General features: G+C 39.6%; 19 protein-coding genes. 9 read left to right on the forward strand and 10 right to left on the reverse strand.

Annotated features, from left to right (window positions below; all coding sequences use genetic code 11):
* The first annotated feature begins 12 nt into the window (after positions 1-12).
* The 7 genes from PSF86_RS08810 (at position 13) to PSF86_RS08840 (ending at position 4,723) form a co-directional block, all read left to right on the forward strand.
* Entirely contained in the window at positions 13-342 is a 330-nt protein-coding gene (locus tag PSF86_RS08810) for an ArsR/SmtB family transcription factor (protein WP_277899708.1), read from the forward strand.
* A gap of 46 nt (positions 343-388) precedes the next feature.
* Positions 389-856 carry a DUF6428 family protein gene (locus tag PSF86_RS08815; protein WP_277899709.1) on the forward strand — a complete coding sequence of 156 codons (468 nt, stop codon included), beginning with the start codon at positions 389-391 and terminating at the stop codon, positions 854-856.
* Positions 857-876: 20 nt separating this feature from the next.
* The gene (locus tag PSF86_RS08820; protein WP_277899710.1) at positions 877-1,650 is read left to right on the forward strand and encodes a metallophosphoesterase family protein; all 774 of its coding nucleotides are present in this window, start codon (positions 877-879) and stop codon (positions 1,648-1,650) included.
* 11 nt (positions 1,651-1,661) lie between these two features.
* Positions 1,662-2,042 (forward strand): glycine cleavage system protein GcvH, encoded by a 381-nt coding sequence (gcvH, locus tag PSF86_RS08825; RefSeq protein ID WP_277899711.1) that lies wholly within the window; start codon positions 1,662-1,664, stop codon positions 2,040-2,042.
* A 1-nt stretch (position 2,043) separates the two neighbouring features.
* Positions 2,044-3,081, forward strand: a complete 1,038-nt coding sequence (gene arsB / locus PSF86_RS08830; protein WP_277899712.1) for an ACR3 family arsenite efflux transporter — start codon at positions 2,044-2,046, stop codon at positions 3,079-3,081.
* A 68-nt stretch (positions 3,082-3,149) separates the two neighbouring features.
* On the forward strand, positions 3,150-3,938 hold the full coding sequence (locus tag PSF86_RS08835) for a type IV toxin-antitoxin system AbiEi family antitoxin domain-containing protein (RefSeq protein WP_277899713.1): 789 nt from the start codon (positions 3,150-3,152) through the stop codon (positions 3,936-3,938).
* Positions 3,935-4,723, forward strand: coding sequence for a nucleotidyl transferase AbiEii/AbiGii toxin family protein (locus tag PSF86_RS08840; RefSeq protein ID WP_277899714.1), 789 nt, complete (start codon positions 3,935-3,937; stop codon positions 4,721-4,723). Before PSF86_RS08835 ends, PSF86_RS08840 begins: the two co-directional genes overlap by 4 nt.
* Before the next feature lie 5 nt (positions 4,724-4,728).
* On the opposite strand, the gene PSF86_RS08845 is transcribed toward PSF86_RS08840, so the two are convergent.
* The 7 genes from PSF86_RS08845 to PSF86_RS08875 are packed head-to-tail and all read right to left on the reverse strand — an operon-like array spanning position 4,729 to position 11,362.
* Positions 4,729-5,094 carry a hypothetical protein gene (locus tag PSF86_RS08845; RefSeq protein WP_277899715.1) on the reverse strand — a complete coding sequence of 122 codons (366 nt, stop codon included), beginning with the start codon at positions 5,092-5,094 and terminating at the stop codon, positions 4,729-4,731.
* Between the two features lie 7 nt (positions 5,095-5,101).
* Entirely contained in the window at positions 5,102-5,935 is an 834-nt protein-coding gene (locus PSF86_RS08850; protein WP_277899716.1) for a DUF4138 domain-containing protein, read from the reverse strand.
* Positions 5,932-6,861, reverse strand: a complete 930-nt coding sequence (gene traM / locus PSF86_RS08855) for a conjugative transposon protein TraM (RefSeq protein WP_277899717.1) — start codon at positions 6,859-6,861, stop codon at positions 5,932-5,934. Before traM ends, PSF86_RS08850 begins: the two co-directional genes overlap by 4 nt.
* A 54-nt stretch (positions 6,862-6,915) precedes the next feature.
* A complete protein-coding gene (locus PSF86_RS08860) occupies positions 6,916-7,530 on the reverse strand; it encodes a conjugal transfer protein TraK (protein ID WP_277899718.1) in 615 nt (204 codons plus the stop codon).
* 10 nt (positions 7,531-7,540) lie between these two features.
* Positions 7,541-8,383, reverse strand: a complete 843-nt coding sequence (locus tag PSF86_RS08865) for a hypothetical protein (RefSeq protein WP_277899719.1) — start codon at positions 8,381-8,383, stop codon at positions 7,541-7,543.
* A 2-nt stretch (positions 8,384-8,385) separates the two neighbouring features.
* A complete protein-coding gene (locus PSF86_RS08870; protein ID WP_277899720.1) occupies positions 8,386-8,955 on the reverse strand; it encodes a TrbJ/VirB5 family protein in 570 nt (189 codons plus the stop codon).
* Between the two features lie 4 nt (positions 8,956-8,959).
* On the reverse strand, positions 8,960-11,362 hold the full coding sequence (locus tag PSF86_RS08875) for a TraG family conjugative transposon ATPase (protein ID WP_277899721.1): 2,403 nt from the start codon (positions 11,360-11,362) through the stop codon (positions 8,960-8,962).
* A 128-nt stretch (positions 11,363-11,490) separates the two neighbouring features.
* On the opposite strand from PSF86_RS08875, the gene PSF86_RS08885 reads away from it, so the two are divergent.
* A complete protein-coding gene (locus PSF86_RS08885) occupies positions 11,491-11,691 on the forward strand; it encodes a hypothetical protein (RefSeq protein WP_277900220.1) in 201 nt (66 codons plus the stop codon).
* On the opposite strand, the gene PSF86_RS08890 is transcribed toward PSF86_RS08885, so the two are convergent.
* Positions 11,671-11,958 (reverse strand): hypothetical protein, encoded by a 288-nt coding sequence (locus PSF86_RS08890; protein ID WP_031428457.1) that lies wholly within the window; start codon positions 11,956-11,958, stop codon positions 11,671-11,673. The genes PSF86_RS08885 and PSF86_RS08890 overlap by 21 nt on opposite strands.
* A 189-nt stretch (positions 11,959-12,147) precedes the next feature.
* On the opposite strand from PSF86_RS08890, the gene PSF86_RS08895 reads away from it, so the two are divergent.
* Positions 12,148-12,807, forward strand: a complete 660-nt coding sequence (locus PSF86_RS08895; protein WP_277899722.1) for an N-acetylmuramoyl-L-alanine amidase family protein — start codon at positions 12,148-12,150, stop codon at positions 12,805-12,807.
* 121 nt (positions 12,808-12,928) lie between these two features.
* Here the strand turns inward: PSF86_RS08895 and PSF86_RS08900 are convergent, their stop codons facing one another.
* Complete coding sequence (locus PSF86_RS08900) at positions 12,929-13,978, reverse strand: PepSY-associated TM helix domain-containing protein (protein ID WP_277899723.1); 1,050 nt, start codon at positions 13,976-13,978, stop codon at positions 12,929-12,931.
* 12 nt (positions 13,979-13,990) lie between these two features.
* Complete coding sequence (locus PSF86_RS08905) at positions 13,991-16,342, reverse strand: TonB-dependent receptor (RefSeq protein ID WP_277899724.1); 2,352 nt, start codon at positions 16,340-16,342, stop codon at positions 13,991-13,993.
* Positions 16,343-16,409 lie beyond the last annotated feature (67 nt).

Consider the following 16,409-nt stretch of genomic DNA (forward strand, 5'->3'; position numbering starts at 1 on the left):
AATAGAAGCAAAATGGGATTAGCCAAAACAGAAATGTTTACCGACGAGCAAAACGAAATTTCTTTGTTCGCAAAAGTCTTTGGACATCCGGCAAGGGTAGCGATCTTAGAACACCTTTTTAAAATCGACCGTTGTGTTTGTGGCGATCTGGTTAACGAAATTGGACTTGCCCAGCCGACCATTTCACAACACCTAAAAGAATTGAAGCATTTAGGCTTAATTAAAGGGAATGTGGTAGGGACAAGTGTATGCTATTGTATCAACACTGAAAATTGGGTCAAAATGAAAGAAGTTATGATTCGTTTTTTAGATAAGGACATTCCAAAACCAGATTGCTGTTAAAAAAATTTAAATATATTAATCGTATAATTGCAATAAAACAATAAATATGAAACTCCTAGAAGTAAAGAACAAACTGAACCAATTGGAAGAAATCGCCTTCCAACTACCAAATGGCGAACTGGTTCCCAACCATTTTCACGTTACCGAAGTCGGTAAGATCACAAAGCATTTTATTGACTGTGGCGGAACCGAAAGAACTGAAGAAGTAGTAAACTTTCAACTTTGGAATGCAAACGATTATGACCACAGATTGCATCCCGAAAAACTGTTGAACATTATCGAGCTTTCCGAAAAAGTACTGGAATTAGGCGATTTGGAAATCGAAGTGGAATATCAAGCAGATACAATTGGGAAATTCGGACTTGACTTTAACGGAAAGAATTTCTTACTGACATCCAAACAAACCGACTGTTTGGCTAAAGACCAATGTGGCATTCCTTCAGAAAAACCTAAAATGAAATTATCCGAAATTCAAACCGAAACTTCTTGCGCACCAGGAAGCGGTTGCTGTTAAACTTAAAAATAATACTAATTATGAAAATTATCCTGTTTAGTGATATTCACTCAAACTTACCTGCGTTGCAGGCCTTTTTTAACGATGTGGAGGAAAGGGATGCAGACGCCATCTATTGTCTTGGCGATCTAGTGGGCTATAATATTTGGCCAAACGAAGTCATCGAAGAAATCAAGAAACGAAAAATCCTGACCATAGCTGGAAACTACGATTTTGGTATCGGAAGAAGTAGTGATGATTGTGGTTGTGCCTACAAAACAGACGAAGAAAAAGCCAATGGAGCGGTTTCTATTTCGTTGACCAATGAATTGATAAATGATGACAATAGAGCTTATTTGAGAACCCTTCCTGCACATATCAAGATTGAATTTAAACTGAATGACGATCAATTGAATGTGTTGTTGGTTCACGGCAGCCCAAGGAAAATAAACGAATACCTTTTTGAGGACAGAGCCGAAAAGAGTATGATCCGCATTATGGAACAAGCCGATGCGGACATTATGTGTTTTGGTCATACCCATAAACCCTATCACAGAACTTTCAATTCGGCAGATGAAGACGCACCACATTTTAGACACGCTATCAATATAGGTTCAGTAGGTAAACCAAAAGACAACGATAATCGGGGTAGTTACGTGATTCTGGAAATCAACAAAAATGCTTCTGTTTTAAACAAAGACAGTATTTCGGTACAATTTGTAAAATTTGAATATGATATTGAAAAAGCTGCCAAGGCAATTGAAGAGAGTATCCTACCAAACGACTATGCCGAAAATTTAAGAAATGGATTTTAAAATTAGAAGGAATGAAAAACACTAATGATATCTATTTTTCCAAAGAACACACGTGGATTAGAATAGAAAATAAAACAGGAACTGTGGGGATTACCACTTTCGCTCAAAGCGAGCTCGGCGAAATAGTTTATGTTGACCTGCCCAGCGTTGGCGATGAGTTCAACCAAGACGAAGTCTTTGGCTCCGTTGAGGCGTTAAAGACAGTTAGCGATTTATTTATGCCCCTGACGGGGGAAGTGACGGCTATCAATGAGGATTTGCTTGACAGCCCCACACTCGTAAACGAAAAACCTTTTGAGGAAGGTTGGATGGTTAAAATAGAAATTGAGGATATGGAAGAACTATCAAACCTTTTGAGCGAAGCCGACTATCAAAAAAAAATCGAAAAATAATATGACTAAGAAAAAACTAAGTTTTCTTGATAAAAATCTGACACTTTGGATATTTATTGCAATGGCAATAGGAGTTGGAACTGGATATTTCATTCCTACCTTTCCAAATATCATAAATTCGTTCAGTAGCGGAACAACTAATATCCCGATAGCAATCGGCCTGATATTAATGATGTACCCACCATTGGCAAAGGTTAATTATTCATTGTTGCCAAAGGTTTTTAAAGACACAAAAATTCTAGGCATTTCCCTTTTATTAAACTGGATAATCGGTCCCGCTTTGATGTTTGTCCTTGCAATTACTTTTTTACGAGATTACCCGGAATATATGGTTGGCCTCATTCTCATTGGCCTGGCCCGCTGTGTGGCTATGGTATTGGTCTGGAACGACCTTGCCGAGGGAAGTAGCGAATACGGTGCGGGACTTGTAGCTCTGAACAGTATATTTCAGGTTTTTGCGTATAGTTTTTATGCCTGGATTTTTATTACCGTGCTCCCTCCTTACTTTGGTTTTGAAGGTGCTATTATAGATATTTCTATAGGTACGATTGCGGAAAGTGTAGCAATATATTTGGGGATTCCGTTTCTGATGGGTATTTTAAGCCGCTTGATTTTAGTTGAACTAAAGGGTAAAGACTGGTATGAGAACGTATTTATACCTAAGATTTCACCGATGACTTTGATTGCACTTTTGTTTACCATCGTGGTGATGTTCTCGTTAAAAGGTGAATTAATCGTGGAAATCCCAATGGATGTACTGATTATTGCCGTACCATTGCTTTTATACTTTACCGTAATGTTTATTATAGGTTTCTTTTTCTCTAAAGCGATGGGAATCGAATACGATAAAACGGCTTCTGTAGCCTTTACGGCAGCTGGAAACAATTTTGAATTGGCCATTGCGGTAGCTATTGCCGTTTTTGGGTTAAATTCGGGACAAGCCTTTACAGGGGTAATTGGCCCTTTGGTAGAAGTTCCTGCATTAATCTTATTGGTTAAGGTTTCCTTTTGGTTGCGAAAAAAATATTTTGCATCCTGATCACTTTTATAGTATTTATTTTAGTTTTATGTCTAAAAAGCATATATTGCTCTAATAATTACTAAACGATGATAGCGGACTATATCGAAAAATTACTGTCTGTGGAAGAATATTCTTTTTCCCTTGATGAACTAATGGGACAGACCACAAAGAGCAAAAATGCAATTTGGCTGGAATTGGCCCATTTGATTGAAAAGAACAAAGTCATTAATCTAAGAAAAAGCTTTTACCTTATACTTACCCCCAGATATTCCAATTTCGGAAAACTTCCCATCAGTCTCTATATCAATAAACTTTTCGATTATTTGGGGCGTAAATACTATTTAGGTTTTTACAGCGCGGCAAAAGTGTACGGCGCAAGCCATCAACAAGCCCAGCGGGATTATGTAATGACATCTTCCCCCAAACTGTTGGATATTCAAAAGTCGGCCATTGATATCCGTTTTTTGACCACTTCCGCTTGGCCGGAAAAAAATATACTTTCCAAAAAATCGGATGCCGGTATTTATCATATTTCCAGTCCGGCTTTGACCTTGGCAGACCTGGTGCATTATCAAAATAAATTGGGGGGACTGAACCGAATGCTATCCACCATCGAAGAATTGTTGGAAGAAGTTACCCCAAATGACCTTGAGGATTTATTGAGTTGGTACGGCAATAAGGCAACACTTCAACGACTGGGGTTTTTGTTGGATCAAATAGATCGAGAGAACAGTTTATCGAATTTGATTTTGCAACATTTGGAAAAACAAAATATACATCCGGTTTTATTGAAGCCAACCAATCAACAAAGGCCCGGTTCGGTGGATAATAAATGGAAAGTGGATACCAACCTCCAATTAGAAAACGATTTATGATTTCAAGACCCTATATTGCCCAATGGCGGGAATACGCACCTTGGAAAGAATTTGCACAGGTTGAGCAAGATTTGATTATCGCTAGGACGCTGGTAGAACTATTTTCTGATGATTTTCTTAGGGAAAATATTGCTTTTCGGGGCGGCACCGCTCTGCATAAACTATATCTAAATCCCGCCCCTAGATACTCCGAGGATATCGACCTTGTACAGGTTAAGGAGGGCCCGATCAAACCCATTATGAAGCGCATAGGCGAAGTCATTACTTTTTTTGAAGAAGATAGGCGCACACAGGTAAGGGGGCACGGTGCAAAGGCTTTATACCGTTTTAATTCGGAATATGAAAATGAACGTCGCCGGCTCAAATTGGAAATAAACTGTAAGGAACATTTTAAAGTGCTAGAGTGGAAAAATTTTCCTTTCATAGTCGATAATCCTTGGTTTACGGGTAGTGCGGATATTAGAACATATGGTCTCAATGAACTTCTGGGCACGAAGTTAAGGGCACTTTATCAGCGAAGTAAAGGAAGGGATCTGTTCGATCTGGATTATTCCAGACAACATACAGCTATCGACATTGATGAAATTATCAAGTGCTTTAGGGTATACATAGAATTTTCCGTTGGAAAAGTCCCTTCGCAAAAAGAGTTCCTTCAAAATATGGAAGCGAAGGAAAACGATGCGGCTTTTGAAGGCGATATGGAAGGTTTGTTGCGACCAGAAATTCAATATGATCAAAAAGCAGCTTTCCATTGGTTGAAAGAAATGGTCATTCCAAAAATGTAAGTAGTTCAAAAAGACCCTTTCTCCCTTGGGCCTTGTTGTGTAACCTTCCATTGGCCATCGACTTTGAGCAGTTTGAATAATTCAGGATTTTCTTCATAGGATGTTGTAAACCTGACCCAAGCAGTCTTATCATCGGCAGTTTCTTCCAACACTTTAAAATCGGAATCGCCCGACTTCCCTGCGGTCATCAAATCCTGTATCGATTTAAGCCCCTCATAACCTTCTGTAGTGGTATGCTTTTTTAGGGTCGTATTATCATTATTGTAAAAACTTTCCACCACGATTTTTGAAGTTTCGCTGGGCGAAAGGTCTTGTTTCCCGGCACAGGCCAAAAACAGAAAAACTACGGAGTATATAGCGATATTTTTCATAACGATATTAATTTGGGTTATTGATAAACTTATGCGATATTTTTAACTTTAAGTTCCTTTCCCCGTTCTTTTCATTGAGCTCTAAAACCGCCCTGCGGTCATTGCTTATCGAAAATTTTGGCAGTACATAAACCAATCTTACGGTTTCGTTTTCGGCTATTTTTGAGGGCAGGTTATATTTAAAAATCGGCTCTTGATAAATGTGTTGCAAGGATTTCTTTTTACCTTTTTTCCTCGTTTCAACGGACAAGTTCAAAAAATTCAAATCGTAATCCAAGGTAGATCTATTCTCAATCTGGATCACGAAATACAGTTCTTCTTTGTCGAAAACAATGTTTTCAACACTTAAAATGATGCCCTCATTTCGTTTTTTTATCCGGCCAATCCGTTGCTTTCGGTCAATTAGATAGGAACAGAATTTTTCATAATAATAGACTTCGTTTCTTAACTCTGTCTTGGACACATCTACTTTTGCCGAATCAGCAACAATTGGCTTTTCATTACCTATGCTTTTAGCCTTCGGTATAAAATAGTTCAGTCTGTCAAGCTGTTTCTTATACTTTACAATATACGAAAAAACCGAACCATTTCTATTGACCACCAGAAGATTACTTTCCTTTCCCGGTTTTGCCTGGAGCAGTCCGAAGTACTGTTCTTTCTCGCGGTTATAGGTAAACACAAAATTGTCCGATCCCGTAATCCCTTGGCGGATGGGTGCTGGGAAGAACAAGGCGACATTTTTTAGATCATTGGCATAAATGGTGTCAAGTGGTTTGATTGCTTGCGCAGAAGCTTTGCCAACGGCCAAAATAAATACAAGAAATAGGATATAAGTTTTCATAGTTTAGGTTTTAGGATCAGTTTGTAGTTGTTGAGCACGGTAACCTTTACATTCCGGTTATTTCGCTGGAATATCTTTTTGAAGCCGCTTATCTGTGGCACTCCGGCGATATTGATATCGTCCACCATATCGCCAATAACCTCGGTGGAAACCTGTGCGCGAAAGTTATTTTCCACATAAACCCCTTCACTACCATCCTGTAGGTCGAAGGCTTTCAACTTTGTGGGCTGGTGTTTGATATTCTCGATCTCGATCAAAACCCGATTGGGCCCAAAACTGATAAAACCGTAAATCGGAGTATTTTTAGGGATCCGTTTGCTATTAATGGTAGCAGTTTTGGTCAGGCGCATCCGCAAGCGCGAATTGGCCTTAACCACTTGGTCGCCCTCTACAACCGCATAAATAGCGGCATCCGTTGTACCGGAAACGGAAATATCGCTTTCTTTTGGATCAGAGGCAAAGAACAGCTGGTGATCCAACCCCATTTCCTTGGCATCAATTTTTTGCTCGGCCTTTATTGCTGCCGAATCAACTGTTTTTGCGACCTTGGTAACAGTTTTTTTAACGCCAATATTCCGATAATTTTTTTCGGAATACCTGATTTTCCCTGCGGAGTAAATACTATCCACAATGCGCTCCTTTTCTTTTTCGGGTAAATCCTCATCATAAAAGCCCAGGGAGTCGATCAATTTTTCATCGTATATGCTCGGTGCGTTGGTTTCCCGCACTTCCTTCAGATCATTGATGGCGTCCAGTTTGGAATCATATTCCTTTTGATCTTCTTCCAATGCAGGAACCGAAGTTTCTTTAAGGTTCTCGTTCCCGCTTTCGTCATCGCCCATTACCATTATGGAATAAGAAATCAGGAATAGGAATATCACGGCCAAGACGGCCGCAAATACTATTTTGTTTTTTTCAATCTTCATAATCATTGGTTTTTTAAATACCCACCCGCCTGACTGTCGGGCAGGTTAGGGCTTTCAATTTTCATCGTTCAGTTTTTTAAGGGATTTTTCGAAATAATCGGTGATTAGCAATCCGTGTGGATTGTTGGGGAAGTTCCGATCAACGGCAATGAGGTTTCCGGTGGAGATCAGCTCATAGGTATCGACAATTGATCCCCGGTTGATCTCAAACAGGGTAACCGTTCTGAAACTGTAAACCCCATTATTTTCATCGATTTGGGAATCGATGCTCAATACCTTTTGGACAAGGGAATACTGCAAGAGACGGTTATAAACCCCGTCTGCCTTTTTTTGCCTATAGAGGTTGTCCACGGAACTGTTTCCAAGCCATAGCGCCTTTTCCAAGTTCTTTTCATAATTGCTTGCATCGATGTTATAGAAGTAATTGTGAAAGAGCTCCAAGTGGGCCAAGGCTTCCACCTTAAAGTTTTCTTTTTGGGTAACGAGCTTCAACGGGATGATGCTTCCATCGGTATTGATGGCAAAAGCGTTGTTCAGGGCTTTTTTATTGATGTTGAATACCATCCAAACGGCAAAAAAGCTGGACAAGGCGGAACAGATGACAACAGCCAAGACGATGAACCGGTTTATTCTAAGGACGGAGTAGATATTTTTATAGGGTGTTTTCATTGTATCTTTTTTAGGCAGTAAATAATTTCAGGGTAAATGATGTAGCGCGCCGGTACAGCTTGAACTTTAGGAAGACGATAAACCCCACAGAACCGAGCTGTACGACCGGGGCAAAAAAGCCGCTGCCCACATCCGTTCCGAACAAATTTGTCCAGAAGTTGGTATTGATCTCGGTATAGAGCGCATTGACGAATACATTGACCAAGAAGAACGCGGGAACAAGCATATAGACCGCTGCGTAGAGTTTAAAAAAGTTATAGGCCAATGACCTAAATTTTTCGAACACGGCAAGACTGATGACCAAAGGAAAGAACGCCTGCATAATCCCCAACAAGAAGAAACGTTCGGCCAAGAACAGCGGATAAATAAACAGGTCGAGAATCCACAGGATCGTGCTTACGATGAAAGCAAATATTTTAAACCCAAACAGTGGTGTAACCAAGGCTTCATAGAGCAAGGACATTGCGGCCTGAGCTGCTTTTATGATGTTGACTTCCTCTTCAATGGGAATATCCTGCATCTGCAAGGGCAACAAAGCCGGAGCGGTTCCCCGATATTGTCCCTCAATGGCCACCAAGATACCATCAAAAAAGCCCAATACCTGTGTGGAAAAAATGACCACAAGAACGACCGCAAAATTTTTAATCAGTTCTCCTGGGCTCAATCCCCAGGTATAACCCCCCTGATCTGCAACGCCCTCATTATATTTTTTGAGGATGTTGATCAGGAAGAACAGCACCGCAAGGGTTTTCATTCCCGCAATGGTATATTGTGAGAAACTGCTGTTCTGTATGGTCTGAAAAACCGTATCAACGTATTCCAGCCCAATCCCTAAGATGATAGTCGCGGTCATACCTAATATTCTGTTTCGCGGTTATTGATTTTATCCTGCATCTTGCGGAAAGAGATAATGTCACGGTATCGTTTGGTTTTTAATGTGATTTCCGAAACCATATTTTTGGATTCTTCTTCCTTTTCTTTTAGGATTTCCGCACGGTCGGCATCGCTCATTTTCAGGTAATCGCTGGACAGGATCTGATCGATAAAGTCCATCGTTTCCAAAGAGTTTTCCACAATGGAATTGAAGGATTCCGATACCCGCTCTATTTCGTTCGGTTTGATATAGGGCGAATCGAGAATATCCCTAAGATCACTCTGCATCACATTGATCAGGCGTTGATTGTTCCGGCCTATTTCACGGACTGCTTTTAACTGCTTGACCACATTGTTCACCTTTTCAAGATTCTCTTTCTGGGTTTTCAGAAATTTCACGGTCTTGACAAGGTTTGAGGTCTGTTTTGCCGATTCCACGAGGGATTTGACCAAACTTATAAAGTTTGTATTATCATAGACCGGCATTCCCTGGGCTTTAATGTTCAAGCTGAACAGAAGTGCCATTGCGAGTATTAGAAGTTTTGTTCTCATAATTTTATTTTTTAGATGTGAATTCTTTTATAGCTTGTTGCATATCTTGTGTTTTTTTATAAATGGCCATTATGGCCTCGTTTTCCTGTCCATCCGTTAGGTAGGCGGCATAGACCTCTTTGGGGACTTCTAACCGGAAAATGTTACTTTCCTTACCGATTTTGATAAACATTTCCGTGTACTTGCGTGGCCCGGAAAGATTGTTCTTAATTGATTTTAACTGGTTCAGATCGTGGGTCGAAAGGTTGAGCCGCTTGACCAGTTCCGCATAGCCTTTCTCGTTGTTCAGGCTATAGATGACCTGCGTGTTTTCCAGTATGCTTGCCGAAGTAGAGTTGTTCGGAAGTTGATTGATGGATTGAAGGATAATCCCAATAGCCCCGTTCTGTTTACGGATCGCCTGATAGTAGAATTCCACGCTTTCCAGTACGTTTTCGAACTTTAGTTGCTTGGCGAACTCGTCAAAAAGTATGATACCCTTTTCGGCGCGGTTCTTCCAGATGGTTCGTTGAATTGCAGACTTAATCAACTTCAACATTACGGACAGGATTTCCTTATTGTCCTTTACTTCGTCCAGTTCAAACACTATCAATCGTTTGTCCTCAATTTTATAGGTCTGGTCTTCGCTAACTTCAAAGAGAAAGCTATATAGACCATCACCAACATACTCCGACATTATGTGTAGAAAGCCCGTAACATTGAAGTAGTCGGGATGGATTTTAAGTTTATCCAAAAGGTCTTTTTGGTTGCGCTCGATGAAATGGTAAAAGCCATCCAAGGAGTGGTTTTCGGTAGTGTTATCATAATAGTGGCGCAGTATTTTCTTGACCGAAACCGATTGTGCCTTGGTCACTTTAAGGTCAGAAGCAAAAAGTTCAAATAGAAAGACCGATAAATCTTCCAAACGTTCAGGAGTGAGATCATTGTGGTTGCTGATGTAAAATGGGTTGATACCCAGATTCTTTCCGCTTTCGTAGCGAAGTACCGTGTACTTTTCTGGATAGAGTTTTGCAAACTTGGTGTAGGATCCACCAAGGTCGATGATCACCAGGCGAACGCCGCTTTCAAAATATTGGCGCAGAATGTTATTGGCCAAAAAAGATTTGCCCTCACCGGTCGGTGCGAAAATGGCAAAGTTTCGTGCCTTGATGCGCTTCTTGCGCTCGTCCCAGACATCTTTTAGAACAGGAATGTTATGTTCCCGGTCGTTAAAGATGACCCCGGTAGCATCGGATTTATAATTCGTATTGTTGATGAACAGGCATAAAGCGTGCTTTAAGTCGGTTACGTACAAATCGTTGTTTGAAAAATTGGAAGAAAAGCAGCAGTAGCTGTTCAGGATATAATTCTTCCGTTCCTCGCCTCGTGGATAATAAGGGATGATGTCCAGTTCCTTAAACTCAGTCTTGATCTTGGAACCGATACGGCCAAGATTGGCAGGGTGCTTATCCCAATAGACAATATTTAAATGACCACGGATAATTCGGGAATTGTCGTCAGCATTGATCTGGTCAAGAATGTGCTGGATCTTGCCAAGAACAACTTTGTTCTGTGAACCAAAGTTGGAGCTTTTGTTCAGTTCCTCGATTTTCTTATCGAGCAGCTTGCGCCATTTCTGTTTGTCATCCAGATACAAGATCTGATTGACGATATGGTTCTCGTTTAGCGTAAGCCCTAAACCATCAATAAACCCTTGATGAAATACAAAATCGTCAGAAGTGAATTTCTCGTTGGTCTTGCTACTCTGTACACTTTCGCCAAAGCACAGTTCGCTGTTGATGGCCAGGGCATCAAAATAGTTTTCGCCTATATTGACGTTTTTCTTTTCCAGCAGAATATCGGTATCAAAACCTTCATTGAAGCCGTTGAAATAGCCATTGGTCAAATTTTGGATTGCATCCGCATCAAGTGGAGTAAACTCCATTTTACGACTATTATTGATAAAGGAAACCGAATCGCTGACCGAGCCGATAAAGCGTTGTACGCTATTATCGAGTTCCCGGATAATACCCTTGGAAACCTTACGGAAAGGATTGACATATTTGGGGTTGTTGAGCGCTTTGTTCTTGGTCAGGATAAAGAACAGGAAGCAGCGGTGCTCCATATACCCGCGCCCTTTAAAATGGTCGTGGGTAGCCTTTTCCAAAAAGGTTCTGTTGGGCAATTGTTCCGAAGAGTAGGACTTTTTTAAATAAACATCCTGTTTATGCACCACCGTACCAACTGGTAATGATTTCAAGGCCTGAAACCAAGCCCCGTGCATATCCTCAAAATCTTTTTCGGACAGGGAGTAGATTTCAGGCAGGTTGCCTTCATAGCACAAGACCACATTGCCATTGTTGGCAAAAATGATATTGTCCCGGATATCTGCAATGGGTCGGTATGCCGAAAGGTTAATCTTGTTCATAGTGGATGCCGGAGTTTCGTTTGTTACTGATGATTTTTGGGAAAGCTTTCGCCATCTGGAATAGCTGTGGATTGCTTGTTATTCGGGTCAAAGCGATATACAAAACTGAATTGAGAACCAAAACGCCAATGATGATCCCAAAGCTGAACGAGAAGATGATGACCAATAGCGAAGCGAGGATGGAAACCATCATTATTGCAAACAGGGATATGGGCAGCCCAAAAATGACCGCCCTTTTCCTGATGTTTTTATATACTTCGAACTTTTTCATAAGTACGGTTGATTACTTTAAAATGCCTCTTAGGAGCTTAGACCACGATTCCGATTAGATAGGTAAAGATGCCCACGACCGCGCCAGCAATCAGAACAAATACAAGTACACGGGTAATCCCTTTTTTAAGATCAGCGTTTTCCCCGAAAAAGTGTCCTGCATTGAACAAGAAACCGATCAGGAAGATTACCCCGAGAATTATAGGAAAAATGGTTCTGATGGTATTGGAAACATCATCGACCGAATCTTCGATACCTCCAATTTGGGCAAAAAGCGAAGTTGAGAGCAAAGACAAAAAAGTTGCCAGATAGATTGATTTTTTCATAACGGAACAGTTTAAATTTTTGATTTGTTTTCGTTAAGGGAAAAATACATATATTTGTTTACAAATAACTGATAATCAAATATTTGTGAATAAAATATTATCTATGTTAAATTGAATTCGGATGATATTATTTGATATCAGATTCTATGGATTTTGGAAGGTAGGTTGTTGATAACTCGAAAAGTGAAAATGAAAAAAGTGCTCAAAAACGTCAGTTTTGTCTTTTTGCTCTTGAAAATCTGTTTGATTTTTGGGCAAGAAGTGCACTCCCGAAAAGTAATTGCGGTTGATGTTGGACACGGTGGAAAAGATTCCGGTGCGATAGGGATAAATGGGATTAAAGAAAAAGATGTGGTTCTTGGGATTGCAAAAGAAATATGCGTGCTGAATAAAATGATTTTCAAAGGCAGGTACGATATTTATCTTACGCGATACGATGACAGATTTATACTGATTTCAGACAGAAGTCGATTGGCGAAGTCCTTAAACGCTTGTATGTTCGTTTCCCTGCATTGCAATGCTTCCACAAACAATTCCAGAGGAATGGAGGTTTATACCCTGAATTCCTTTTCTGAAGATTCAGGGCCGAACATTAAAAAATCGATTGCCCTGGGGACGGAAATTTTGGGCGAAGCCAACCTCCATCTCAAAATTGAGAACAGGGGGATGAAATTTGCCAACTTTCAAGTGCTAAGGGAAACAATTGGGTATTGTCCAGCTATTTTGGTTGAATTGGGGTTTCTTACCAATAGCGATGAAAGTGCCTATTTTTTAGAAACCTCAAATGTCAATGCTATTGCTTTGGCTATTTTGTTGGGGATGGATAACTACTTAAAAATACAACTATGAAAGATTTGTTTCTAAAAGTGATAAGAATTATTCGTGAATTGATATTGACCTATATAATAGTGATTTTGAAATGCCGAAATTAAAATGAGGGATTAATCAGGTACTGCATAGGGTTCATCATTCAATTTCTTAAATGACGTAATTTTTTTCGTTTTAACCAGATGAAATAACCAGATATGGATAAAAAAGGACCGGAAAGCCCGACGATACAGTACATAACTTTACTGACCCAACCTCCGTATTGACCGAAGTGGAGCGGCAGGATACTGCTATTGAACTTAGTAATAAAGTCTGCTTCATTAATTCTATCGATACTGACAACAGCTCCGGTTTTATAATCAACGGAGACCTTATTGTAATATTTACTTAGATAAAATGGATCATTTTTGAAAGTGCCATTAAAAATAATATCCCCTTTTTCTGAAGAGGGCAACCTAATGTAGCTTGCTTTGAAATTAGGATATTCTTTTTCAAGTTTAATTAAAGATGCTTCCAAAGATGTTTTTACTATGGGGGGCGAAGGTTCTATACTTTCACTCAACCCTGAATTGACAACTTTATACGCCAAAAAGATCCCGGTGATTGCAATTACAAGATTCAATAACAACGCCCAGACCCCCACATATCTATGAAGGGCTGAATAAAATGTCCTTTTATTACTCTTTTTTATTTTTGTTTTAAATAAAACCGTTTTAAAGATCATTTTACGGTAAAGGATAATTCCCGTAAGCAATGAAAGAAAGAAAACAATTCCTGCAAAAAGCACCAGAAACCTACCGATAATCCCGGAATGCAGCGAATAATGCAATTTTAAAATCCATTTCGTAAAATGAGTGTTCGCATTTATAACCTTGATAATATTACCTGTACCGGGATTGACAAAAACATATTTTCTAGCTTCCGGTCTCCTTAAATTAAATAGAATAGTTTTGCCTTTCCCGAACTTAATTATCCTGGTGCCCCAATCAGGAAATTTTTCTTGGACCGCCGCGGTGGCTCTATCTAATTTTAAGTCGGTTGTATTACTTTCAACTTCATACTTATTAAAAAGAAGAAGGTCTATGTCTTCTGTAAAAACCAATACAGAGCCCGTAATGCCCATAACAAACAAAAATGTGCCTGCAATAATCCCGAAATAGGAATGATATTTTAATAGGACCCTGTTTTTCATAAAGTCACACTACTATAAATGTACGGTAAGCGACACATCAAATTGCGTCCCATTGGCCTTTATGTAATTGGAGTCCCTTGCATTCCATTGGGAAATTGGCGGGTAGTAATCTTCATTCAATAAATTTCTGACACCAACGCCTATTTCTGTAGTAGGGGTAAGTTGATAGTTTGTGGTAAGGTTAAATATATTAAAGCTGTTTACCGGGCCTTTACCATACGTATACCCCCCATTTTCATTTGGTTCAAAGCGATTTCTATCGCCACTGTAAATATGGGTTAGACGTGCATCAAACTTATTGTTCCATTTGTAGGAAACATAGGAAACAAGCTTTAGTGGCGGGATTCTATCCCCTCCTATAAAAGTGTCATAATCCCCATTATCCTGGGTATCTATTTTACCTTCTGTATAAGAAGCCGAAGTTCCAACATTTACGTTCCTCAAAAGTTCGGTATCCAAAGAAAGCTCAAATCCGTACACTTTTTCAGGTTGCCTTAATATTTCAAAGGCACCACTTGGGCTTTCCCTATAAGTAGAACCCAAATCTGAGGTACTGATAAAATATGCACCGCTCAAATTTGTGCTTCCTAAATGGGTATTAAAACCAACTTCATAATTATTTGCTATCACGGCTTCAGAGTTTATCTGGTTGATAGTATTTTCTGTTGCAGAGCGTAATGTCCTTCCTAAATCTGCAACCGAAAAACTTTGGGAGAAACTAACAAAAGGTTTAAACACCTGCCATTTGTTATAACGTATCCCCGCATTGAATACCGTGGCATTGTAATTTAATTCCCCCCCTTTAATATCTATCCCGCCACTATTGGGAGTTGTTTCGCCTACATTATACCTGGTAAGTGTGGTATAATCCGGAACCTGAATATTGATATTTTCTAATCTGATCCCTGCCTTTAGGACAAAATTTTTATAAAGTGTTTTTAATTGTGCATAAGGCGCAAAATTTTTCATATCCATTTGCGGCACCCATTTCCTGCCATCAACTAATTCCTGAGAAGTTTTATCATTTAAAATATCAACTCCATAAAGAATATTCCCCGTTACGTTACCGAAAGAATACGGGGTTTTAAAGTTTAATCTTGCCCCTTTTTTTGTAGATAATATTGATGATTGTCCGCCATCGAAACCCAAATTGGGATCGTAAAAACTGTCTGTATAACCATAGACCGTTTTAAAATCCTGCAAATAGAGATTTAACCTGAAATCGGAATTCCCAAAAATATCATCGTAATCATAGGTTAATTGTGCATTATGATTGTACCTATTGCCCTGATCTTCCCCCAGGTCTTCCCCAAGGATCCCAATGGTTGGGATTTGGCCATAAACGCCAACCTCGGGAATATAATCGGAATCCTGGTTACTGCTGAAGTAATTGTACATTAACTCAACCCGTTGTTTTTCGGTAATTTGATAATTTAATTTGCCAAATAGGCTGTACTGACTTGTCTCCCCCAAACCATAAAATGGCGACAAAACCGTACCATTCGCATCTTTATAAACACCTGTTTGCCTAAACCTTCCGCTTGTCACGTATCCCAACTTGCCAAGCTGCCCAGAAAATGTTTGGGTCACATTGGCCCCTACGGTTTTATCAATATCCGCCAAAGCGCCTTCAGCCCCAATAGAAGTAGTGCTTTCCAATTTTTTAGTGGCGTTGGGTTTTTTGGTGATGTAATTTACAATGCCACCGTCTGCACCATTCCCATATATTGCGGTGGCACCTTTTATCACTTCAATTCTTTCCAAGGTGCTCGGGTCAATGGTATTTACATCCCTTCCTCCTTTACGAAGAGGTGTAGACTGTGGGATTCCGTCAATCAATATAAGCATATTCCTTCCTCTTAGTGTCTGCCCGGTACTGCTTGTTCGGTTAGAACTTAAGGCCAGTCCCGGCACTTCAGTCAGTACATCTGCGACAGAATTACTCGTTTGAGCTAGATTTTCGATTTGGCGAGCGTTCAATACCGAGACGGAAGAAGGCACTTCATCCAAAGTTTCACGGGTCCTATTGGAAGTGATTACAACTTCCTGTAACTGTTGATTTGATTCAGAAAGGACAAAATCAAGTGTGATAATCTCTTGACTGGAAACGTTTAAAGTTTTGGTCTGTGATTTAAACCCTATAAAGAAAACCTTTACGTTATAATTTCCATTTTCAATTTTCTTAAAAGAGAACTTTCCATCAAAATCGGTAATAGTGCCCTTGGTGTTAGTTAACGTTACATTAGCCCCCATAAGAGGATCACCACTTCCATCTTTGACAGTACCTGATATTGTAGTTTGTGCATATGTAATAGAGCTAAATAAGCTAAGCGTGGCAACTAGTAATTTTAAGTTGAATTTCATTGGTCGATAATTTAATTTTTGCCAAATATAAAAATTATTTTTATTTAGACTTATTATAAACAAATGA

The organism is Galbibacter pacificus (genome assembly GCF_029603165.1).
GTDB classification, from domain to species: Bacteria; Bacteroidota; Bacteroidia; order Flavobacteriales; family Flavobacteriaceae; genus Galbibacter; species Galbibacter pacificus.

What these genes read in the sequence shown, in the direction of transcription:
- PSF86_RS08810 (WP_277899708.1), top strand. Translation starts at nt 13, where the DNA reads ATGGGATTAGCCAAAACAGAAATGTTTACCGACGAGCAAAACGAAATT.
- PSF86_RS08815 (WP_277899709.1), top strand. Translation starts at nt 389, where the DNA reads ATGAAACTCCTAGAAGTAAAGAACAAACTGAACCAATTGGAAGAAATC.
- PSF86_RS08820 (WP_277899710.1), top strand. Translation starts at nt 877, where the DNA reads ATGAAAATTATCCTGTTTAGTGATATTCACTCAAACTTACCTGCGTTG.
- gcvH (WP_277899711.1), top strand. Translation starts at nt 1,662, where the DNA reads ATGAAAAACACTAATGATATCTATTTTTCCAAAGAACACACGTGGATT.
- arsB (WP_277899712.1), top strand. Translation starts at nt 2,044, where the DNA reads ATGACTAAGAAAAAACTAAGTTTTCTTGATAAAAATCTGACACTTTGG.
- PSF86_RS08835 (WP_277899713.1), top strand. Translation starts at nt 3,150, where the DNA reads ATGATAGCGGACTATATCGAAAAATTACTGTCTGTGGAAGAATATTCT.
- PSF86_RS08840 (WP_277899714.1), top strand. Translation starts at nt 3,935, where the DNA reads ATGATTTCAAGACCCTATATTGCCCAATGGCGGGAATACGCACCTTGG.
- PSF86_RS08845 (WP_277899715.1), bottom strand. Translation starts at nt 5,094, where the DNA reads ATGAAAAATATCGCTATATACTCCGTAGTTTTTCTGTTTTTGGCCTGT.
- PSF86_RS08850 (WP_277899716.1), bottom strand. Translation starts at nt 5,935, where the DNA reads ATGAAAACTTATATCCTATTTCTTGTATTTATTTTGGCCGTTGGCAAA.
- traM (WP_277899717.1), bottom strand. Translation starts at nt 6,861, where the DNA reads ATGAAGATTGAAAAAAACAAAATAGTATTTGCGGCCGTCTTGGCCGTG.
- PSF86_RS08860 (WP_277899718.1), bottom strand. Translation starts at nt 7,530, where the DNA reads ATGAAAACACCCTATAAAAATATCTACTCCGTCCTTAGAATAAACCGG.
- PSF86_RS08865 (WP_277899719.1), bottom strand. Translation starts at nt 8,383, where the DNA reads ATGACCGCGACTATCATCTTAGGGATTGGGCTGGAATACGTTGATACG.
- PSF86_RS08870 (WP_277899720.1), bottom strand. Translation starts at nt 8,955, where the DNA reads ATGAGAACAAAACTTCTAATACTCGCAATGGCACTTCTGTTCAGCTTG.
- PSF86_RS08875 (WP_277899721.1), bottom strand. Translation starts at nt 11,362, where the DNA reads ATGAACAAGATTAACCTTTCGGCATACCGACCCATTGCAGATATCCGG.
- PSF86_RS08885 (WP_277900220.1), top strand. Translation starts at nt 11,491, where the DNA reads ATGATGATCCCAAAGCTGAACGAGAAGATGATGACCAATAGCGAAGCG.
- PSF86_RS08890 (WP_031428457.1), bottom strand. Translation starts at nt 11,958, where the DNA reads ATGAAAAAATCAATCTATCTGGCAACTTTTTTGTCTTTGCTCTCAACT.
- PSF86_RS08895 (WP_277899722.1), top strand. Translation starts at nt 12,148, where the DNA reads ATGAAAAAAGTGCTCAAAAACGTCAGTTTTGTCTTTTTGCTCTTGAAA.
- PSF86_RS08900 (WP_277899723.1), bottom strand. Translation starts at nt 13,978, where the DNA reads ATGAAAAACAGGGTCCTATTAAAATATCATTCCTATTTCGGGATTATT.
- PSF86_RS08905 (WP_277899724.1), bottom strand. Translation starts at nt 16,342, where the DNA reads ATGAAATTCAACTTAAAATTACTAGTTGCCACGCTTAGCTTATTTAGC.